This is a genomic window from Nitrospira sp. ND1 (assembly GCF_900170025.1).
In the GTDB taxonomy this organism is placed as follows: Bacteria; Nitrospirota; Nitrospiria; order Nitrospirales; family Nitrospiraceae; genus Nitrospira_A.
Window position 1 is genome coordinate 23,466 of record NZ_FWEX01000005.1, and the last position, 21,944, is coordinate 45,409.

Sequence of the window (21,944 nt, forward strand, 5' to 3'; positions counted from 1 at the left end):
TCACCACACGCAACCGGACCATCCGGTCCAGGGGTTCATTCGACGAGCCCATACCTTTATCGCGCCCGCCTCCGTCTTTCGATGCATAGCGCAGACTGCTGATCGCGACTATTCTTCATCAAGAGCGTTTCACAACGGATACCAAGCCGAGGTGGGAATCTCCTACCACCTTCAGGGGGTATATATGAGTCCTGTTGCCACTCCAACCACACCGCCGCTCCAACTCATCACCATCGATCGCCGCGTAGAAGACCATCACAGCTCCTGCAAAATTCCTGCTCCAGGCACACAGGCGCCGACAAAACGCCATACCTACCGTATGATGGCGTTGGCTGCGGTGCATGCCTATATCGTGTTTCACCTTATTTCATGGCATGTCTTCGGGATCGAACTCTGGGGAAAGACGGCCATGATGGGTGTACCGTCCTTGGCCAAAGGAACCATCAACGCGGCCTCGATCATGGTGCTGCTGATCTTGGGCTCCATCCTGATCTGGGGGCGTGGATTCTGTGGCTGGGCCTGCCACATGCGCGGAGCGATCGAATTTGCCGATTGGATTCTTCGTAAGTTGAAGGTCCGCCGGTATCTCGCCCTCCGAGAGAAGAATATTCTGGTCAACACCCCTCACCGCTGGCTCCTGAGAATCGGGGCCCTGTTCGTTCTCCTGCTGCCGGTCATCATTCTGATTCACAACGTCGGATTCACGCCCAAAGTCAATGTGATGACTCCACCGCCTATTGCAGACTTGCCAGGGTATGAAGGTAAGGCATTCGCCAAGGCCGCCTTCTTCAATTTCGAAATCAAACCGACGTGGAATGACTTCCTGCTGGCCTTCGGGTTGGCGGTCTTTATTCAGTTCACCATGAGCGTCCTGTTGAATCTGCGCTACGGCCAAGGCGCATTCTGCCGAATTCTCTGCCCCTATGCCACGATGATGATCCCGCTCATGAACATCTCCCCGGTTCAAAAAAAGATCACACGCGTGGCTCAGTGCACCGGCTGCCGGGATTGCAGCAACGCCTGCCCCCAGGGTATCGATGTCAGCCGCGAAATTTTTCATTTCAACGGCAAGGTGGTGAACACGGAATGCATCAAGTGCTACGCCTGCATCGATGCCTGTGATGACAACGTGCTTCAGGATACGGCGGCGCCGGGCGTGCCGCAAACCGATCGCTTGAAGCCGTACGAAAAACGCCCCTGGCAGCAGGAATTGATTCGAAAAGACGGGCTGCTTACTAATGCCAGACACATGCAGGTGTTCGAACCTCTCGGACCCGTTGCTGATTTCTCATCGATGATCGTGGCGTTGATTTGCGGAGGAATCACGTCCCGCTTCGGAGGCTTCTGGTTTTACCCCGGAGCCATCATTTCGTTCATTGTGTTCAGGGAATGTTGTTTGCGCGTGCAGCGATGGCGGGCTGTGGAGAGAATCCAGACATCTATCGTATCCGTCAAATCGTGATGTGTCGACCGGCAGTCGGTTCAAGATAGGTTCTCATCAATCGTTTACAAGGAGGCGCATATGAATACAGTCGCACGAGTGAGAGACTACTCAGGCCTGGTTGCAGAGTTTACGATCTACTTGAAGGAGAAAAAGTCTTATTGGCTGGCGCCGATCATTTTCGTCTTAATGGCCCTGAGTGCGCTCGCGTTCTTCCTCGAGGGAAGCGTGTTAGCGCCCGCCATCTACTCCGTGTTCTAATTCTTGTACGCGCGCCCGCCCCCAGAGCGGGCGCGCGCCGCTTGCCCCACGACACAGCCAGCATTCCTCGCTGCCGCATTGCCTCACATCGCAACACTTGTAAGTCCGAAACCTTCCGCAGGAATCACTGCCTGCCCGGTTGCAGCTGCGTACGCCTAACTCTCACCGGGATCACACGTATTCATCGTGATCGGGCGGTGAGATGTGCTTGTCGTTTTATGTAATAAGTTGTATGGTGCGCCCATCTAGTCACGACGTGCTCATGAACGAGCGCGACCATCACAATCCAAAGGAGGTCTCCGATGGCAAAACAACCAAGCGGGCGCGGATCCGTGAAGTTAAGCGCTGCGGCAAGTGCGATCAAGAAACGGCTGAAGGGTGTCAAGGTAATCGATTGGCATGAGGTCGGCACGCCGCATCCGGAAGTCGTGATCGGCACCGTGCAGACGGGCGTGGCGAACTTCAAGGCCAACCTCGGCACGCTGGCGAAATTGAAGGAACTGCGTGATCTCCATATCCTCATCAACGGCACGCCGCGGCCGGACATCGCCCAAATCAAGTTCACGCTGCGAGGCTAAGTACCGATCGTGCAAGGACCAGCCGGACAGTACCCGACATTGCAGGTCCATCCGGGCCGACGATGCAACCTGCAATGCTTGCATTGTTATTCCGATTCGGGACCGGCGGTGTCTGAACAGTTGGAGATCGATCTGCTGGAGGGAGTGGTCGCCGATGCGGCCTCCATCGGATACAGGGTTATGTCGGTGTCGGGCGGCGAGCCCTTGTTGTATCCCGGGCTTGCCCAACTCCTTCGGGCGGCCCATACCTCGGGACTCGTGACCACCGTCACGACGAACGGCATGCTTCTCGATCAGCGTCAACTGAACGTCTTAGGGGCTGATTGCGACCTGGTCGCGATCAGCCTCGACGGCATCCCGGAATCCCACAACTTCATGCGGAACTCCACGCGGGCATTCGACGACATGTGCGCGCGTTTGCCGGCACTCCGGGCCTCCGGCATCCCCTTCGGCTTTATCTTCACGCTCACGTTCCACAACGTACACGAGTTGGAGTGGGTCGCAGATTTTGCCGTCGAGCAGGGCGCCTCCCTTCTGCAGCTCCATCCGCTTGAACCGGTCGGCAGAGCCACCTGCAGACTGGGCGAATCCTATCCTGACGGCGAAGAGAATGCGGCGGCCGTCTGCGAGGCCGGACGTATCCGCGAGTTGTACGAGGGCAAGCTGGAAGTGCAAATCGATCTCGCAACGGTTCCGGCGATGCTGGAGCATCCGACGCGCGTCTTCGTGAGGGAAGCGACATTGTGTGGCGCGCAGACCGTGGCCGACGTCATTGCCCCGCTGGTGATCGAAACCAGCGGCATCGTCTCACCGTTGCAGTATGGATTCCCGCGTGCCTGGTCCTGGGGAAACATCAAGGAGCGATCGTTGCCGGATCTTGCCGCAGACTGGCTCGCCCGCGACTATGCAGCCTTCCTCACGCTGTGCCGCCTCGTCTATGAACAGGCGGTGCGCAACGACGACGAGCCGGTGTTGAATTGGTACGAACAGGCGTATGCCGCGGCCGCGCAATTTTCCCCCACGCAGGTGCGCGAGAACCTGATGCAGACCTGTTCATCTGAAAGAAGCAGTCAGTAGCAGGCGGGTCGCATCCCTCCCTCTCACAGAGCCCACCTCGGAAGATCACCGCAGTTTGTCCCTTGCCACTCGCCGTCTTTGTGCTCCTTCAACACGATCCCGGCGAACCGCTCGAGTTGACCGGGAGTCCTGGTATCGGCCGGATCACTCGCGTTCACAAAACTATCCTGCGCTGAATCCCAGATGTAGACCTTGATCTCTTTACCCGGTTCATTGGGGACGAAGTGGAGGGAGTTGCACTGGTCATCGTAATGGATCTTGTGTGTTTTGCCCCACATACCCTGGGTATGGTCGACGATGTTCGGCGGCAACGACGTCGATGAAGGCGCACGACCGGGAACGACGGCCGATGCCGACTCCCCCTTGACCGTACCGATGCCCTCCACATTCAAGGTCTCCTCCCGTCCGCACATGTTCATCACGGTCATCTCCGAGGTGGTGATCTCGAGAATTCTCCATTGGTTCGCCAACCAGAAGTCGTGGTGTTTCTGGTCGCCATAGTCGCAGTCCGGTTTGCCTTCCAGTTGATGGTCTGCACGAAAAATGCCCGTGAGGTTTCTATTGTTCCTATCATGCACCTGGGCGAAACAGCATTCCGGTCGCTGGGGACAGTGAATCGCTCCGAGCAGAAACACATCCGCCACGCGGGTGTCGCAATCCGGTTCGGATAAACCGGCAGCCTGATTCTCAGGCCCATTCGACGCAGACGAGGCTTGTCCCTGCGTGTCGTTCGGCACCTCAAGTCCGGAACGTTGCAGCACACCGGGATGCCCAGAGCTCAGGAACGCCCTTTCCTGTTGCACCACGTGGGACAGTTCGTGGCCAAGGAGGGATACGGTTCCTCTTCTCCCCAAACCGGCCGCCGCCGAGCCCAACACAATTTCATGGCCGACCGTGTACGCCCTGGCCTGGACGGCCGTGGCCGAATCCGCGGCCTTGCCATCGCGATGCACACGCACCTTCCCAAAATCATGCCCGAAACGCGACTCCATCTGCGCGCGCAGTCCGGCCTCTAGCGGCTCCCCCGGCGACGCAAGCACCTCATGGACGAGGGATGGGGTCGCGCCAGTCCAGGCATGCGGAAGTCTCTCTGACACCTGTCTGGCGCGACAATCCGGACAGGCGTTGCCGCAGGAGCAAGATCGATCACCCCGACGGCCATCAAACGAGGCACTCCGTTTCGTGGACAAAACAGCCGAACTGGGCCAGTAAACCTGAAGTCTTCGTATCATCATCGACCTCCTGTCGCCATGCTTGCACCTTCTCTTCGGTCCGGATCGCTACTGCATGAAGCTGAATTGTTCCGCGTACCACTTGAGATACGAGCCATCGGAGTTCTCTTGATTCATGAGATTGATGCGATCTTGCTCCAACCCTGCCTCATCGAGTCGATCGTACTCACGGAGTTGATCATCTGTGACATCGTGCAGTCTCTCAAAAGTGAGTCTGTCCTCGCCTGCGATCTCAACGAAATACCGATCGATGGTCGCATCATACCCATACTTCACTGAATTCCAGCTCCCTTCTGGCGTCTGGAAATGAATCCACTTTCTGACGCCTCCGACAAGCTTTTCGAGCCGGACTGTATCCTCCTCAGCCGCTGCGAGGTCCACGAGCGAAGGATGGCGATAACCAGGCTCATTCGCCACACCAGGGTGCACATGGGAGATGGTCAACCACCTGACTCCCGGTGTATTTCCCGGATAGACCACACCGTTCCTTGAGCCGACCACAACCGCATAGGTCCCGGCCGGATACTCACCCGTTCCAGAAATCGCCTTGAGTATCGCCACCTCAACTTGATCCGCGCCGCGATTCGTGGCCCATGCCGTGTAACGTTCCAGCAGTGATTCTCTATCCGCAGCCTTCGCCACGATCGTTCCTGGTGACACCGGGCCTGGGGTCGGTACCAGCGCGGTGCAGTTGGTCGGGTTGTCTGAGAACCGGCACCAGGTTCCGTTCGGCTGCTCCTTCCACCTATGGCCGTTCTTCAGATCGACCTCGTTGATGTACTTGCCGTCACCGTCGCTGATCGAAACCTTCTCCGCACGCTTCACGATGGCGAGTTCTTGATCGGCCAGGTCCTTCGGCAATGCATCGGGAAACTCCCTCCGATTCCCCGTTCTGGCCAAGAGTGCCGACTCTTCCGATGACAGGTCGGGAAGTCCCCTTGGAACCTGTCTCGGCGACACAAGCCCCTCTGGAGAGAGCAACTCAGTGATCGTTCGGCTGCTCGACGCCTCGTCGGGAATCAGCTTGGACGGCATCGTCGGACCATTGGGTAGATTCGGAAACACCAGTGTCAGGTCACGGACTACGCCCGCCATGCGCGGGATCTGTTTCATCGCCGCCAACGATTTCTGCACCATCGCCACCGGACCGATTTCGATGCCGACCAGCGCGAGCAGAAGTTCCACGATCGTCGGGCCGATCAACTTGCCGACCTCATAGGCGAAAATCGGTAGGCTCTGCTGCAGGAGGCCATCGAGTGCAGCCGCCTGGTTTCTGCCGAACTCTTCCCCCAGCGTGGCGGCTAATATCTCGCCATCGGGATCGTTCAGCAGCAGGATCGTCTCCCGAGCCGCCGCCTCGATGGCCGTCCACTGTTGCGGATTCAGCAATTGCACGAGGTCGAGCATTTCGTCCACCAGGCCCCGGACAGCGCCGATCGCGAAGGGTGCCGGAAACACCACATTCAGGGCGGCCATACGGCGCAGCCGTTCCGCCAAGGCCTCGAAGCCCGCTCCTTCCAGGCCCCTGCCCATGCCGTCGAGAAAGGCCGACGCATTCTGAAACTTCGACACCAACGGATCCTCGAATTCCCCGCCGGTGTGGGAAAACAACCGGCCTGCTCCGGGAGGTGACAGCACCCCTCCATCCTCCGTTACAAAGGCTTCGACTTCCGGGCGGCCTAGAACGTTGGAGACCGAATAGTCTCCTCGCTCGTTCGTCCCCTTGTGAAAAATCGTCTCAGCATTGGTAAAACGGGAGTAGCGGCCGGAGAGTCCCTCCCATTCGAGCCGGTAGAGCCAGAGACGGCCGTACTCGTGCAGAATCACGATGGGCTCTCGCAGTGCAATGGCCTCCACAATGGCATGGCTGCGTTGCCCCTCCGGCACACTCACCGCCAGTCGCTCGCGCGCAATCAACGTCGCCGGCCATGAACTCCCCCAGCTTCCCACCTCCTCGCCCACAAAGAGCGGCGGGCGTTCCTCCAGAAACTCCTTTGAATCGGGTTCCTCTTCGTCGGTGTAATACATCGGAGCCACGGACGGACGGGCCTGCACCCGAATAGGAGCATCGGACTCGAACTGGCCTGCGGCGCAACCGGCTTCGGCTTCCGCCGGATCGCGACGGGAAACCAATCCCCGCCGTTCAGCGATGGGTGACGGAGTCTTGCGATATTGAAGGACGTGCGCGACTTCGTGCGCCACGATGCGCGGGGGAGGATTCAGTGACGCGAAGGCCAATGTTTCCGGCCAGGCAGCCGCACGGGCGCCGGCCCCTGCCAGCAAAACGGATGCACCACGAAAGGCTCGAACGTCAGAGAGGTCGGCCTGGAAGGCCCTCTCCATGCTGGCTCGGTAGGGAACGGGTTCTGCTTTTCCCCCGTGAGTCCCTGCGGGCGGAAAGATCGCACATCGGCCGATATGGTGCTCGATCCGGGGTGGGCGGGAGGCGGCCTGTCCCTCCTCAGGTTGCCCATCACGGCCTCCGACCGGAGGGCCCATCGACGGTCCTGTCCAGCAGGACCCCAGCGTCCCCTCCTGCTGAGGCGATCCCGCTCTGGCCTGCATGACCCGCTCCATAACCGTTCCAGAAAGGGACGCGAACAGCCTTTACTTCCCTCGCCCCTTGCCGCGCACCGGCCGCGGAGGCGTCGGCTGATCGCCGAACCGTTTTTTGTCCTCTTCGATAAGTTTCTCCAAGGCCACGATTTCAGACTGATATCCGGCCACCTGTTGGTCGATGTGTCTGGTGACGGCAGCCCTGGTTTCCGTGAGATTGGCCACCCTTGCCTTCAAATCTGCCACCGTCGCTTCCCGAGCGGCGATCGTGGCCGCCTGGGTAGGTGGCTTCTTGAATGCAGCCTCCAGGGACGACTTCGCTTCACCGATGATTTTTGTCTGCTCTGCCAGGATCTGATTCAAGGTCGCCATCTCTATGCTCCTTTACCCACGGACTGCTAGGGTTTGTTGAAACCGGATATCGGGGATGGAATGCCGCCGAAATTCACCGGGTTGGCCTGGGCCAAGTTGCCCATATACACCGCGTCTTTCATCCCGTGAAAATCCACGGAGGGGATCGGCACATTCGTCTTGATATGGTTGCCCATGACGATGGCGCTCCGTCCCGCGAGAGACACCGTAGCCGTCCCCTGCGCAGCGACGCTGGCATGCCAGCAAAAATTATTGCTGAAGAAAAGCCGTTCGAACCGCCGAAAGAGATTGTCGCTCACGGATTGTTGGGCGATTTCGATCAACGCTGACCGGCCGGGTCCGAGAAACTTGTTATCCAGAATTTGAGCACTGAAGCCGAAAATCACCTGCCCCGCGCCGAGGGTGATCACCTGTTCCCACCAGCCACGCATCCAGAGCGCGCGATGTTCCTGATTCGCATCCAACAGCGCCGCGTTGGCATAGGTGACCAGATTGCTCTGCACCCGGGCCTCCAGAATCAGGTCTGCGACGATTCCCCAGGACAGCGAACTCACCATCGTATTATCGGGTGAGACTCCGGTGTTCATCACCTCGCACGATTCCACGCACAACTCTCCGATTTGCAAGGAAGCCCCGATGCCGATCGACGGCACTTGCTGATAGCCGCAATTGAGCACGCGGTTTTCGGTCAAGGCGCATTTCGCAAATCCGACCAGGCTAAGGATGCCCCAATGTCGCATGTCTTCGACGAGATTCTGGCTGCAGGTCAGGGACGTGTGGAAGACCACCGTGACGCCGCCGCCGCCGCGTACGAGGCGGTTATCGACGACGACATTCGCCGTGCCGCCGCTGGTCGCGATGGGCCAGGCCGTGTTGGTGACACGATTGCCTTGCAGGCGGACACGACTCGATGCCGCGAGCAAGATACCGAACCCGACCTCCTGCCCGTCACTTTCCACCCGGTTGTCCAGTACCTCGGCCCCTTCGTTGCCGATCACGACGATCCCTTCCTGCACGCCGAGGACCGTGTTGCCGGCGACCCGGCCGCCGATCGTCCCGAGACTCCCCTTCCCGCCAAGCCGGGCGAGCAGGAGAGCAATAGGCCGCACAGCCCCCGCTTCCTTCAGTACCGAACGGAGTTGGTTGCGCTCGACAACGGCATTCCTGCCGCTCACCGCAATCCCTCCGTACTCGACGGAGGCATACAGAAGAATATTATCGCAGATGACGCAGTCATCGGCGGCGACGTCGATCCCGAACGCCTTCAAGGTACCGGCTTCCACTTGCGCACCGAGCCGCACGATGTAGTTACCCGCGATCCTCGAGCCCGCAGCGAGCGAAAACGGCACGCCGGTAAACAGACCGTTGTTCAACACGATGCCGAACACAAACCCCAACACGCGATTCTCTTCGATTCTCGCCGGGAAGGACACATCCTGCAGCAACAGACCCACGAGTCCACCGTCGCTCTTCCTCCCGTTCGTGGCATCGAAGCTGTTGCCCACAACAGTCAGGCCCGTCGTATCGGCGGCCGTCCAGAGGCCGTACTGTACATTGTCGACCAGACAGTTCATCACACTCACGTCGTTGCAGCGAGTGATGATCATTCCGGCGATCTGACTCAAGGCCCGCGCATGCAGGACGCAGCGTTCGACGGATGTGTTCCGGCAGCGATCCATTGCCACCATGGCCTGCATCACCTGGCCCTGACTCCCCTTCCTCTCCAGGTCGAAGGAGATGCCGCTCACGGTGACATGTTCCAAGAGCAGGCCGTCAGGATGGGCGATACGCAGAAGTTCGGGGCCGTCCGTCCGCACGACCCGCGCGCCCAATGTTTCACCATGTAATGAGACGTGTGATTTCTCGATGCGGATCGGCGCCTGGATCTCGTGATCGCCGACCTTGAGGCAGACGCAGCCGCCCTCATCGGGCAACGAGTCGATTGCCGCTTGAATATCTTCACCGGGCCGCACGACCACCGTGCAACAACCCGGCGTCAACTCCGTCAGCGGCGGGAAGACCGTCCGACAGTCGTGAATCTCACCGTTCGGTTCGATGATCGCGAGGTGCGCGTGGTGATGATAAATGCCGAGCGGCGGCGCTTGATTGAGCCGCTCGATGTCGGCATCCGCCGTCCGGGCCGCGAAACACCAATAGTCGCCGCTGTGGGCCGTGCCTCCCGCGAGGACTGTTAGGGTGGCTTGTACGCCAAGCTCCAACACAAAACTTGGATTCGCTGCGGACAGTTCGATCAACCCGTCGGCGGTGAGGTCCAGGTTGATCAGTTGCGACCCATCAGGCTTTCGCACAATGCCGAACTGGTCCCACCGAATCACGCGCACATGCTTGGCGGCATCGACGACACCCTGCGGAAAATCGGCCGCCGGCAGCGCAGGACTAAAGGTCAGCGTCTGATTGGCATCATCCACCGTCACCTTGCGCATCTCGCCGGGTAGACCGGCAAACTCGCGCTGATCGCTCGTCAATTCCACCCAATCTCCGGTCTTGATCCGCAGGACATCGTCGCGCCCCAGACTCTCCACCCGCACGGTCGTGCGTCCGGCAAGGATTTCCAATAGCGAGGTGGCCACATGGGCGTTTTCCCGCGACCATTTCACCTTCGCGGTGGTCGTCGTCGCGCTGTGCACCTCCACACGGTAGAGGTGGTTCTCCAGGCCGCGGTACCCGCCGGTCGGCGGCACGAGACAGGGATCCGGCTCCGTGGTGACGGCCACCGTCGTGGTGGTAAGCCTTGCCGAAGAGGAACGGTTCCCGGTCGGCCAGCCTGGAATGTCGCTGAGCGGGGTGTCACAGGTGATATCCGGCGGAATGTTTGCCAACACCCTCACTTGCCAGGCCGTCTGGTAACGCGTGGTCGAATCGACGTTGACGGCCGGCTCGATCAGATCCGGCGCCTGGAGGTGGGTCACTTCCCGCCGCCACACGTCCAGATAGACTAACGACCGTACCTGAGCCGGCACCGTGACCGGTCCGCCATAGGGTTGATTCTTTACCGGCAAGGCTGCGGTCCCATACCCCTCTTCGAGAGTCGGCTCGAATGCCGGGGCGGTCCCGTGGTTCTCCGCCACATACCCGTCGACATACATACGGCCCTGGCCGACCGTGAGTTCGCCGCCGCTCACCGCGATCTTGAACCCGTCGGGCGTCTCATCGGGCACACCGGATCGGCCCACGACATCGATCGTTTCAGCCCGCCATCGGCGGTCCTGGAGGTCTACGTACTCGTTCCAGTCGGCATCGAGGTCGACCCGCCCCTGCTGCCGCAGTACGCCCTGGTAATGTTTCTCAGGGTTAAATCGTTTACGGCTGTAGTCACCACTCATGTGCGCTCTCCTGCTGATTAGTGGGGTTTACTTCAATGGTTCGGACACCGGTGGGAAGACTGGTTCCCACATCCTTGCTCAAAGTCTTTTCGTCACGTGGCATGGAAGAGTCCCGCCTCCAGCCCGAACCTGAGATACTCCTGCAAGCGAATCTTGAGATTGTCTTCACGCTGGGGAGCGAAGACATCGTGGAACACCCCCATCTCGGACTCATCGTCCGCCCCGCGGCTGATTTCCTCAGGACAATGACCGGCCAACTGACCATAAGCCGCTTGCCCATACCGCCGCGCCGTGAAGGCCGGCCTCACGCGAGCCTGCGTCGCCAAGGTCAGCGCGAGTATTTCCGGATCGGTGAGGCTGCCTTTGGGCTGATCGGCTTCCAGCAACGCCGCATCCACGGCGAGAGCCGGCTGACAGCGATACCGGCGCGGCACGATGGAATTCAGCGGCACGAACGAAAATCGACAGCAGCCCTGCTGGTTCTGATCGGACAGAACCGGATGGGTCCAGGCATCGCCCGCCGCCAGCGCCGCGGCGAAGATCGTGTTGGAGGCAAGATCGAGACGCACCGTATGGACTTTGCCGATCACCGTGGAATTAACAACGGTCAACGCCCCGCCGGCAGCCAGGCCATCAGGCGCTGCAAAGGCCACTCTGGTCGGCGCCGTCGCATCGAGCAAGGTATTCGTCATGGAGAGTTCCGTGCTGTCCACCAAGGCCACACCCCCGAGAAGACAATGATCGATCTCGACCTGCGTGCCGGCCCGCTCGACGACCAGAGAAGACTCAGCGGGGGACAAGGACTCGCCCTCACGCGTGAGGGCAAGTCCCGGCACCAGCGTGCAGTGGCGCAACCGCAAGATACGCGCTCCAACGCCACCGGCTGCCGTCACCCGCACGCGTCCTCCGGTAATGAGCAGCCCGTTCAGCGTGAGTTCCGAACCGGGCGCCAGACTGATCGTCCAATCGCCGCCGAGAACGACGGTCGGTCGATGTTCATTTGCGGCGCGCACCTCCACCTTGGCGGCCGCCGGGATCGTCAGGGTTAGGGTTTCCGGAAACCGTCCACTGTCGCCGATCTCCACAATCCCGCCGGTCTGCGCTGCGGTGAGTGCGGTTTGTAAACTCTGCTCCTGAGTCACCGTCTCGAACCCGCCGCCAAGCGCGAAGGTCTTGCTGCGCTCGTAGGACCCGCCTCCGGTCGGCATACTGAACCCGTACTGACAGGTCACCCGCAGGTTGACCGGCGGAGTACCGGTGGGAAACGCGATCCGTCCGAGCACCGGATCGATCGACACCTTACTCACCGGCAGGTGCGCCCAGGTTACGCCGTCGTCGGACAGGTTGCACACCTGAACATTGCCGAGCGTCGTCGTGACGTTGTCCGCTTCGATGAACAGGCTCAACTGCGGCCCGTAATACCGATCGAGATACCGGTCCAACACCCTCCGACTGATCGGTTCCGGCACGTTGAGGGGTTCGGCAATGTGGGTGATGTCGGTCTCCGATTGCGGTCGCGTGAACAGTTGGAAGTTGTTCCCCAACGGACTGAACAGAAACCGCTCGTCATCGACTCGAAAGGCCGGCGAGCGCCGCAGCGAAAAGGCGTCCAGCCGCCAGAGGAACAATCCGATGTTGGGAATGTTATACCGCCCCTGTTGAGTTTCAATCCGCCGCACGTCCACGGAATGCGCCAGGCTGTTGAAGGCCGTCTCGCGCCGCTCCAGCACCTCCCAGTTCCGCAGGTCCGGCGTGGCTCGATTGGCCGGACGGATGTGGTTCATGTACTGGCTGGTCTCAAGCCATTGGAAGAACTCCACGACGCGCGCGTTCCACCCCGTCACGTCTCGCGCCAATTGTTCAAGTACCGTCGCCGTTCCCTTGCGACGCCGATAGGCAATCGTATTGGCCACCTCGGCGCGCGCGCTGCGGGTTCGCTCCGTCACACCGTGCAACGTCCGGTAGCCGATCAGGTCTCCGATGTAGGGAGCCACCCAATCGGCGCAGGTCTCGATAAACTGGTCATCGTAGAGTTGATCGAGATTCTCTCGCAGCACCGCAATGTCTTCGGCCAGCACCTCGCACAATGCGCGCAAGACGCCACCTTGTTCGGCATCACGAATGCGATACAGCGCCGGAAGAAGCTGATAGACCTTGTCTGCTTCTGGATTCATTGCATAGCCTTCAGTTGAGTCAGTGATGCAGGATCGAGCAACAACAATTCCGCCGCCGGGACCAGGCCATCCGCGCCCATGGCCGGGCGGTCGGCGATCAGACGAGGTTGAATGGCGGGTGTCGGCACGTCATTGCGGGCGAACGTATCGATATCGACCGCGACCACACCCGCGATGGACTGTATCGCCGCAATCGCCTCACTCAACGCCACCGGTTGGCCGAACGCCCTCGCCTCGAAGACGTACCGTCGTTGCAAATCGGCCGTCACCTCAGCCATCACGGTCTCGCTCACGTGGTCGGAGTGAATCGTAACCGTCCCCTCCAGCCGAAAGAATGCCTGCCGATATGTTTTAACCGTGAAGGCGACAAAGGGATCGCCATAAGCGCGGAGCGCTTCTTTGAGCTTCGTGATGACGGACCCGTCTTCGGCGAGGACCTCCCCGCCCGGCCCGGCGACGGTGAGGAAAATACTGCGTTTCCGTCCATCCCACACCCACACGGCTTGGGCCTTGGCGATGCCGGAGAAGGTCCTGGCGAAGTCCTCATAGTCCTGGAGCGAAACCGCACGCGCCAACGTCAAGACAGTGAGCGGGGCGTTGATTCGGGCGTCGTCTCTCGACTCCGGGTCCTCGGCCCCTTGCGCCGCGGCAGGATTCACGACCCCCTTCAACCCCAGCGGACGGCTCATCAACAGACTCAATTGACCGGCCTGCACCAGCCCGCCGAGTCCCGTGCCCTTCCGGTACTCCACGCGCACGTTGTTCTGGCCGGTGGGCAGCCGCGCCCCCGTGATGCCGTCACCGAAGCGTATCGTCGTGCGCCCCTCGTCATCCTTCCTCGTGATGTAGATGTGTTCCGTAGGACCATGACCATAGAAGAACGGCACCTCATGCCACAGGACCTCGTTCACATAGACCTTGAGCGTGGAGGCCGATCCACTCGGCGTTTCCGCCCCCACGTAGGTCAAGGGCGGTTGCCGTAATGTGAACGCCTGATAGGGCACGGCTGCATCACCGCTTCCCAAGGGCTCCTTCACGCTTTCGCCATGTGTGGCGGCGGCGACGTTGGCGTTCACGCGTACGGTCGTCCGCTCGTAGACATGCGCCAAGGAGGTCGCCAACTGCAGGGTGGTCCAGTCGCGATCGTGGGTGATGGCCGTCTCAACGGCGTCGTCGATGAAGACGATCTCTGAAACCGAGGCGTCGCCGGCGTCGGCTGCGACCCATTCGATGTCGGCCGCACTGATGTCGAGAACACCCGAGAGACCGTCACGATCCATCAGGGGCAGACGCAACAGCGGCGGCACGCCCTCGATCAAGGCCGCGCCGAATTCCGCCGGTGTCATGGGCACAAACTCCAACCCGATCTTCTTCGAGGGACCGCCGGTCATCCGCAACACATCGCCGGGCGAAAGCGTGACCGACTCGCCCTCGTCCAACAGCAAGGTGGGAGGCGGCGGCGTACCGATCGGTGCCTTCCGTCCCCTGAACGGCGCAGGGCGGGGATGCCTGATGCGAATCGCCTGACGCTTCCCGCTCACCGCGAGGGGACGCCCCGGCGCGAGTCCCTCGACGAGCTGCTCCAGCGACAGGGTCTCGCCATAGACCGGATAGGACAGCGGGCGCTCCGCCAACGCGATCTCTTCGCTCTGGGCCGCCACCGTCATGGTGCGCAACAGGTCCAACTTGGAATCGGCGTTTTTCGTCCAACCGGTACTCAGGCTGAGTCTCGTCCCATTGCCGGCGAGACCATAACGGGCCACCGAGCGATGGGTGACAGCCGTCACCGTGCCGAACGTCCACATGCGCGAGCCACTGTCCGGATCGTCCTGTTCAATGACGACAAAACTGTTGTCGAGAATCTTGTCGTTCCGGCTGCTGAGGGTGAGGAGACTGTCCAGTTCGGCGCCATCCAGCGCCCACTCGCTGAACGTCCCCTGAAACACCCCGCTGCTGTACTGAGGCTGCAACGGCGCGTTGTGCCCGAACGGCGAGACCGTGCTCCGCATGACATAGACACCGGGCTTACTAGCGGATACGCTCCCTGCACTGGTCGAGATCGTGGCGAGGAAGACCCGCGCGCGGTCTGCTTCGCGGCTGGACTCCACGACGGTCACTCGTCGGATCGACGCGTCGTAGCCGCTGCCGTTCGGGGCGACGATCAGCAACAGGTCGCCGACCGTCACCGTCACGTTCGCGCCGGCGAGCCAAAGCTCCGTCATGTCCCAGGCGAGTGTCTGCGTCTCAGTCAGCTGCGCACGAAACGCGTTCCATGCTGGTCTCGCCTCGATGGTCTCGACGGTCTCAAAGGTGTGCGGCTGCTCATCGGGCCCCGGAATGCTTTGCACCTTCGTTCCGATCGCCAGCATCGTGGGCTGAGCCGCCAGCTCCGGTACGCCCGGCGCCTCCTCCATGGTGAAGGCGAGGTGCGTCGCTGCGGCCAGTCCTGGCCCGAGCTGATACCCGAGCAACCGGGATTGTTCCAGGATGGACAGCCGTTCCGTCGCGGTGCGGAGATAGGACTCGTTGGCAATTCGTTCCTGATAGAACGTCAGGATGTCGCCGGTCACCGCCCAGGCGTCCAGCAGCGCGATCGTGAAGTCGTCGTCATCGCGTGTGCGCAATCCACGTAACACCGGCCAATGGCCGTCGGAGAGCCTGGCCTGCAGGCTCCGGCGAAACGTCTGATGGGTTCCGACTCGATAGGCGATCGCTGAGAGGCCCGGCCTGTTGAAGAGCAGGGCGGGAGTTTCCGCGGCGATCCCGGCACAGCAACCGCATTCGTTTTGTGGCGATTGACTCATTTCCCCCCTCCCAGGCTGATGGTCAGTCGGCCGTGCTCCGCAAAATTGCGGTCGTTGTCCAGGCGAGCGATTTCCAGCCGACCGATGTCCATGCGGCCATTGTCCAGCGCCGAACTTTCCGGTCGGCCCTGTCGCTGAAACGTGCGGACGTCCACCGACTCGACCCCTGCCACCTGATGGGCCGCCGCATAGATCGAACTGAGATAGACCGGTTGCGCGAAGGTAAAGTTGTCGGGATGGAAGAGTCCGCGGCGGGCGTCCGGTAGATCCCGATTGCTCAGCACATCGAGCAGTTCGCGCTCGACATCGCTCCGGAAATGCTCCGGCGCCACACAGACATGCAGCTCGATCTCCAGTGCCACGAACTGCGGTCCATCGATTTCCACATCGTGGCCTGCCATGCGATACCGCTCGATATGCGCGCGGATGTCCGCCTCGAATTCGCCGGTCACTGCCACGCCGCCTCCGCGATCGACCGTGGCGAAGACGGTGTGCCAACTGCCGGTCCAACGAAACGTCGCGGCGGCCCGTTGGATATCGGCGCGGCGTTCGGTCACCTCGGCATAATCCACCGGTGTCACGGCCCGCTCCTGGATGCGATAGGCCACCGGGGCTCGCTGACGCACATCCTGCAAGGATTCCGGTTCCTGCCCGCCAATGGCAGGCAAGGGATTCCGCACCCGGGTGATTTCCGGAATGCCGATCGCAATATGGACCAATGAGTCCGCCCCGATATTGCCGGCGCGACCGTTGCCGACCCGATAGCGGGCGGTGAAGTCGGTGCCGGATTCCGGCCGCCGGCCATGCACATCGTCACCGAAGCGAATCGCTCCACCACCGTCGTTCTCGATCTCAACTACATACTCGTCGGCCGCCGCGTCACTATTCAGCAGGTCTCGTCGTGCGGTCCACGTCGTCGTCTCACTCTCTTTGGTCCCCGTCAGCGTTATCGCCGGTTGCACATCGCGCAGGGCCCACTGCATAGCGGCCCACGCAGACTTTGCGTGATCGTAAGCGGGCCCCGCATGTGTCAGGGGAGCCTTGGTCAAGCCTGGTCTGAAACGGGGTGGAATCATCCGGGGAGAACGGGGCGTACAACGGTCTTCCTCCTTCGAGCGCGGCATGGACAGGAACGGCTCCGGGACCACACCCAGCGCTTCTTCGGCCAGCGTCACTCCATGGTCGGCCAGCAGCAGATTACCGCGAGCTACGCTGACACCGTCTCGATACCCGGCGCTGGTCGCGGCTGAGAGACAGAGGGGAAACGGCAGCGCATCGTCGTCATGCCACGTGATCTCCGTGACGAGTTGAGCGGTCACAGGATCGGTCAGCGGCGTCCCGCCGCTTGTCGTTGCGACAATACGATCGAGCCTCACCGCATGACGCCGCGCAGGATCCGCATCGGCTGCCACTCCCGTTTCCGGACCGAGGACTTCTTCGAACAACAGGATGCTCCCCGGCGTCAGGTGAGGATGATGACCCGCGAGCGTGGCCGAGACCGCACCTGTGGGCAAGCAACAACGTTGATTGCTCCAGGTATAAAACGACAGCTCATTGTGATCGGCATACAGAGACTGGAGCGGCTCCATGGCTTCGAAGATCGTATCGGCGCGTTCATAGATACGGGGATCGTCGGCGATGATCGTGAGTTGCCCGGGAATGCGGGTGACGAATCTGGTGCCGACCGGGATCGCAGGATTGGCGGGATCGACCCGCACCACATCCGCCGACACCTCTACCTGTAGCCAGGCCCTGGCGTTACAGCCCTCGCTCATGAAGTAATCCATGAGACGGGCGTGGCGGCGGACCGAGACGCGTCGACGGGCCGTCCCCAGATAGGCCTCAGTGGCGACCGCATCCTGCTGGTAACTCAGCTGATCGGCGGTATAGGCCAGCGCCTCCACCAACATGACGCCGAGATCGGCCGGGTTACGTTCGGTCCATTGCGGCATGAGCACGGCCATGCGGTCCAGCATGACACGCCTGAAACTGGCATAGTCCTTCGCCAGGTAGTCGATAGCCGGCGCGGCCCCCTGCTCCTCCGGACAACGATGGTACGGTGCACAATCGAAGGGGCTGGGACATTCGACTTTGAACGAAAAGTCGATAGACGTCAGTTGCGGATCGATGCCGGGAGGCACCGCGTCGTTGAGCGTATCGGTCACCAGACGCAGGGTATACAGGGAGAAATCGCCGGCCTGATCGACCTCCACGGTCAACACGCCGGCGGACGGGCCGCTCCCGGCGACCGCATTGAGCACGCGGATACCGACGATGCGCTCTCCGCCTTCAATCCGGATGTTGGTCGCCGTCAGAGTCAACGCGCCCAACGGTTTCACAAAATGCAGTTCGAGTTTCCGTTGGCGCTCGGCCTCCGTCGACGCGGCGCGATCGATCACTTCGAGAAAGTCGATCCCGTTCAGTGTCGGATGGTCTCGAACGACCTGACGGCGCAATTCATCGCAGCAGGAATACGTCACGCTCCGCCTCCTTGCACGAAGGTCCCTGTCACACGAGTGCCGGTGCGCCGGATGACGTATTGCACGATGACCCGCAACGTCGACTCCACCGCCTCCACCCTCACACCCTCCACCACGATCAACTCACCCAGCCAGCGCTGCAATACGCTCTGCACCAGCACCTGGGTCGTGGCGGCCAGCACCTCGCTATTGGGCGCAAACACCAGTTGCAGGAGACCACTGCCGAAATCCGGCCGCATCACGCGTTCGCCGGGGCTCGTGAAGAGCACCTGCTCGATCAGGTCGCGAATATGATCGGCCTCATCCGTCCCGGCGGTCCGGCCGCGAGCATCAAACCGATAGGGAAAATCGACGTGCATCATCGTCAGACTCCCGTGACCCTGGTTTGCGTGACGGTCGCAAGCAATGGCGTTCCGGAGGGCACACAGATCGCCTGGCTGTCGATCAGCAGCAGCGGCAGCCCGTTGCTGGTGATGCGCGTCGCGGCCGTGATGTACTGCGCCGTGACGCAGGGGCCATTCGCCGCGGCAGGCGGCGGTAAGGTGCAGCCGGCGACGGCATAGAGACTGGTCATTGGCACGGTCGGCTGCCCGCTCACGAGCACGCGCGGATTCGGCGTCACCGGCGTCGCCTGCCCGGCATGGGCGCACATGACCGTCGCCCCGAGATGCAGTAAAAAGCCCGGCATTAGCTCACCCTCCATGAATGGTTCGCAGGCTGCACACAACTATTCGCGCACACACGACACAATGATTCGCTTCGGGCCAGAAGCGGCATATCCTTCCGCATGATGCTCACAACGACTGTCCGGCAAGGCCGCAGTCAGTGAAGGCCCGAGGCGTACCCTTGCGGTACGTTGAGGGCTTGAACGCAACGAGAACGCCGCTGGCGGGCGTTTTCAGCATCATGCTAAATGATCGTCAGCGCGCCGTTGTTGATGGTGACCGCCGGCCCCACCAGCGTCACCATCGCGCCCTTCCCGTTTTGAATATAGATGCCTGTGTCGTTGACGATGAGCGTGGCGCCGGTCGCGCTCTTGAGCATGATGCCGCCGGTCGGGCCCGGCACGTCGCTGATCACGATGGCATTCTGAGCTGCCGTCTGAATCACCATGTTCGGGCTGACCGGAATGCCCGCCAACCCAAGCGCCGGGACCTCGGCCACGCTCCCGTACCAGCAACCGCTCCAGATCGGGTAGTCGATGTTGCCCTGCTCGAACTCCACCCAGACCCCCGAACCGATCTGCGGGAGCATGTACACCCCCATCTGCTTGCCGCTGGCGGGAAAACAGGGCATGGCCCAGGAGGTCGGAATCAGTCCGGCGACGTCCGGCACCTGTACCTGCAATCGCCCCATCTGCATCGGATCGATGTTGTTCAACACCGTGCCACGGTGCTTGCCGTAATATTTCTGGGCCTCACTCATGCCGGCACCATCGGCGTCAGCGACACAAGGCCGTTCCGCGTGAGACGAAAACTCTGCTTGCAGGCCCCGCGCTTGATGGTCGTGGTCACACTCTCCACGTAATACAACCCGTCGAACGCCAATCCCGCACCGCGCACCCCGACCAGGCCCCGGGCCTTCAGGAGCCGGCCATAGCGCCCGACATCGAGCGACCCGCTGCCCGTCACCGCCTCCATCGACTCGCTCGAAGCCTTCAACCCTTCGTTGAGGGCTGCAGGCACGGAGAGTTTGCCTGTTGCCTTCAACATCGACAGTTTCGTGACGGGCGGTCCCAACAGGCCCAGCGGAGGCTGGAGCGGATTGATGTCAGGGATGGGAATGGGAATGGGCACCTTCGTCAGCGCATTGTGAATCATCACGATCGGTAGATCCTTCTTGGTCGAATTGAACTGAAAGTTAAGCGATTCCACGTTGCGATCAAAATCCATATCGACGTTCAGCGCCGGCTGCGGAACCCCGACCTTGACCTGCGGTCCCCAGTAGGCGGTGTTGGTACCCGGAACCGGGCCCGGGTCGATGTAGAAGACATACCCCGCTTCTTCCGCCAGTTGGAGGATGTAATTGAGATCGGTCCCCTGCTGGGACGGAATCCGGATCGTGGGAATCGGAACATCGAAACCGATCGGTGGAATCGCCAGGGGAATCACCCCGAAGACCGCGTACTTCGCCAGAATCGTCATCACCCGCAGGTTGGCGGGCATGGCGGGAAAGGGCAACCCGTCGAACGTCTGCAGGTCCATGACCTTGGTCAGATCTTCCCCGGTGATCGTCAAGGTCGATTCACCCGGTTGCTCGCCGGAGGTGATTTCCTGATTGGTAATCACCCCGTCCATTAATACGTGCGGGATCAGGTTGATAGTGGCCACCAGGATCACACGCATCAGCGGCGTTCGGGTCGCCGCGACGAGAAACGTCTGCTGCAAAACCGATTTGTTCTGAATCGTAAATCGTAACTGAAACCCGCCGGCTGTGCCGGTGGCACTCGTCACTTCGACCTCGGTCAAGGCCTCCAAGACCGGCTGAGGCACCGGAAAGGGCAGCACCGGCCCGGCAAGCAAGGTGAGCTGGATGCCTTTAAGCACCGGGGACTCCTGTTGTGCCTTGGGGCAGCGCGATGTCGACCACGCTGTCCAACCGTTCCAGCAACGCATCCGGGCGTACCGCATCGTTGGCATCGCACAACCGCCAATATTGTTCCGGATCGCCCAAATAGGTCGCAGCCAGATGGTCGAGGCGCTCTCCGGCCGCCACCCGATGTTCCTCTACGACGGTAAACCGGTCGCTCCCCGGCACGACGCGCCGCCGCAAATACACCTGCGTGGTGCCGTCCGGAGCGAGCCGCGAGGTGGTCTGCACGTTGTAATACCGGCTGGTCGGTGGAAACGGATTCGGCTTCATCGCGCCGTCCAACAACGCTTGCAATGGATCGCCCATGTCGCGTGCCTCCTATCGACCGAAACAGGTTCTTACGGGATGCCCGTCAGGCCGAGCGCGCCCAAGGTGCCGCCCTGCGCCTTCGCGCGCAGCCCTTCCTTCTGCTGCAGATAACTCATGAAGAGACTGCCGGCCTTGTGCGTAAACCCCACATCGTCGACCGAGAGCACCCGCATCCCGAGGCTCACCTTCGCACGGATGGGATTCAAGTTGGGGTCGAACGCCTCCTCGGTCACGCTGAACTCGGTGACCCGAACCGGGATAACGCGGTTCTGTCCGAACACGAACAGCGGCAAGGCCGTCTCCATCGGCAGAATTTCAAGGGTGCCGAGACTGGAGAGCATGTGGTTGGTCGTGAGTTGCCCCGTGCTCGGGTAGAGCAAAGTCTCCAGCGCCGCCAACTGCGGTGCGATGCCCGCCTCTCCTGCGGTGCGATCGCCCGCCTCCATCTCGTCCGTCGCGTCGATTTCCGCCTCCAACTTTATCGTCTCTACCGCCGGGCCTTTGAGACGCAGCGCTTCCGAGCGATCGCCCCCCTCGCCGGCGCCCTGCACCTGCAGCGTGCGACTGAGCGACTCGGGGTTATATTGCAGCGCGATGATCCGCTGAACCTGCGCCGTGGCCGGATCGATCAGGACGATGCCGCCCTTGAGAAGTTTGGGAGAACCGGGAAAACTACTCATGACCACATCACTCCTCGATCTCACGCATCAAATCGTCGGCTCCA

General features: G+C 61.2%; 17 protein-coding genes. 4 read left to right on the top strand and 13 right to left on the bottom strand.

Features of this window, described 5'->3' with window-relative positions; translation table 11 throughout:
- Nucleotides 1-184: 184 nt before the first annotated feature.
- The 4 genes from NSND_RS00375 (at nt 185) to NSND_RS00390 (ending at nt 3,357) form a co-directional block, all read left to right on the top strand.
- Complete coding sequence (locus tag NSND_RS00375; protein WP_080877087.1) at nt 185-1,462, top strand: 4Fe-4S binding protein; 1,278 nt, start codon at nt 185-187, stop codon at nt 1,460-1,462.
- 60 nt (nt 1,463-1,522) lie between these two features.
- Nucleotides 1,523-1,702: a DUF5989 family protein gene (locus NSND_RS00380; RefSeq protein WP_080877088.1), complete on the top strand. Its 180-nt coding sequence runs from the start codon at nt 1,523-1,525 to the stop codon at nt 1,700-1,702.
- A 302-nt stretch (nt 1,703-2,004) separates the two neighbouring features.
- A complete protein-coding gene (locus tag NSND_RS00385; protein ID WP_080877089.1) occupies nt 2,005-2,280 on the top strand; it encodes a hypothetical protein in 276 nt (91 codons plus the stop codon).
- Between the two features lie 9 nt (nt 2,281-2,289).
- Nucleotides 2,290-3,357 (top strand): radical SAM protein, encoded by a 1,068-nt coding sequence (locus tag NSND_RS00390; RefSeq protein WP_159450545.1) that lies wholly within the window; start codon nt 2,290-2,292, stop codon nt 3,355-3,357.
- A gap of 23 nt (nt 3,358-3,380) precedes the next feature.
- On the opposite strand, the gene NSND_RS00395 is transcribed toward NSND_RS00390, so the two are convergent.
- From NSND_RS00395 to NSND_RS00455, 13 genes are all read right to left on the bottom strand, one after another.
- On the bottom strand, nt 3,381-4,454 hold the full coding sequence (locus tag NSND_RS00395; protein WP_200810440.1) for an eCIS core domain-containing protein: 1,074 nt from the start codon (nt 4,452-4,454) through the stop codon (nt 3,381-3,383).
- A 183-nt stretch (nt 4,455-4,637) separates the two neighbouring features.
- Nucleotides 4,638-7,154, bottom strand: a complete 2,517-nt coding sequence (locus NSND_RS00400) for an eCIS core domain-containing protein (RefSeq protein WP_159450546.1) — start codon at nt 7,152-7,154, stop codon at nt 4,638-4,640.
- Between the two features lie 42 nt (nt 7,155-7,196).
- Nucleotides 7,197-7,517 (bottom strand): hypothetical protein, encoded by a 321-nt coding sequence (locus NSND_RS00405; protein WP_080877093.1) that lies wholly within the window; start codon nt 7,515-7,517, stop codon nt 7,197-7,199.
- A gap of 26 nt (nt 7,518-7,543) precedes the next feature.
- Nucleotides 7,544-10,861 carry a DUF6519 domain-containing protein gene (locus tag NSND_RS00410; protein WP_080877094.1) on the bottom strand — a complete coding sequence of 1,106 codons (3,318 nt, stop codon included), beginning with the start codon at nt 10,859-10,861 and terminating at the stop codon, nt 7,544-7,546.
- A gap of 92 nt (nt 10,862-10,953) precedes the next feature.
- A complete protein-coding gene (locus NSND_RS00415) occupies nt 10,954-13,035 on the bottom strand; it encodes a hypothetical protein (protein ID WP_080877095.1) in 2,082 nt (693 codons plus the stop codon).
- Entirely contained in the window at nt 13,032-15,839 is a 2,808-nt protein-coding gene (locus NSND_RS00420) for a putative baseplate assembly protein (protein WP_080877096.1), read from the bottom strand. Before NSND_RS00420 ends, NSND_RS00415 begins: the two co-directional genes overlap by 4 nt.
- Nucleotides 15,836-18,319, bottom strand: coding sequence for a putative baseplate assembly protein (locus NSND_RS00425; protein WP_080877097.1), 2,484 nt, complete (start codon nt 18,317-18,319; stop codon nt 15,836-15,838). Before NSND_RS00425 ends, NSND_RS00420 begins: the two co-directional genes overlap by 4 nt.
- Nucleotides 18,316-18,678, bottom strand: a complete 363-nt coding sequence (locus tag NSND_RS00430; protein WP_369974230.1) for a GPW/gp25 family protein — start codon at nt 18,676-18,678, stop codon at nt 18,316-18,318. The genes NSND_RS00425 and NSND_RS00430 overlap by 4 nt, the downstream gene beginning before the upstream one ends.
- A gap of 5 nt (nt 18,679-18,683) precedes the next feature.
- Entirely contained in the window at nt 18,684-19,007 is a 324-nt protein-coding gene (locus tag NSND_RS00435; RefSeq protein ID WP_080877099.1) for a hypothetical protein, read from the bottom strand.
- Between the two features lie 221 nt (nt 19,008-19,228).
- Complete coding sequence (locus tag NSND_RS00440; RefSeq protein WP_080877100.1) at nt 19,229-19,744, bottom strand: phage baseplate assembly protein V; 516 nt, start codon at nt 19,742-19,744, stop codon at nt 19,229-19,231.
- Nucleotides 19,741-20,865, bottom strand: a complete 1,125-nt coding sequence (locus tag NSND_RS00445; RefSeq protein ID WP_080877101.1) for a hypothetical protein — start codon at nt 20,863-20,865, stop codon at nt 19,741-19,743. Before NSND_RS00445 ends, NSND_RS00440 begins: the two co-directional genes overlap by 4 nt.
- Nucleotides 20,858-21,217, bottom strand: coding sequence for a LysM domain-containing protein (locus tag NSND_RS00450; RefSeq protein WP_200810441.1), 360 nt, complete (start codon nt 21,215-21,217; stop codon nt 20,858-20,860). The genes NSND_RS00445 and NSND_RS00450 overlap by 8 nt, the downstream gene beginning before the upstream one ends.
- A 32-nt stretch (nt 21,218-21,249) precedes the next feature.
- Nucleotides 21,250-21,900, bottom strand: coding sequence for a hypothetical protein (locus NSND_RS00455; RefSeq protein ID WP_080877102.1), 651 nt, complete (start codon nt 21,898-21,900; stop codon nt 21,250-21,252).
- Between the last annotated feature and the right edge of the window lie 44 nt (nt 21,901-21,944).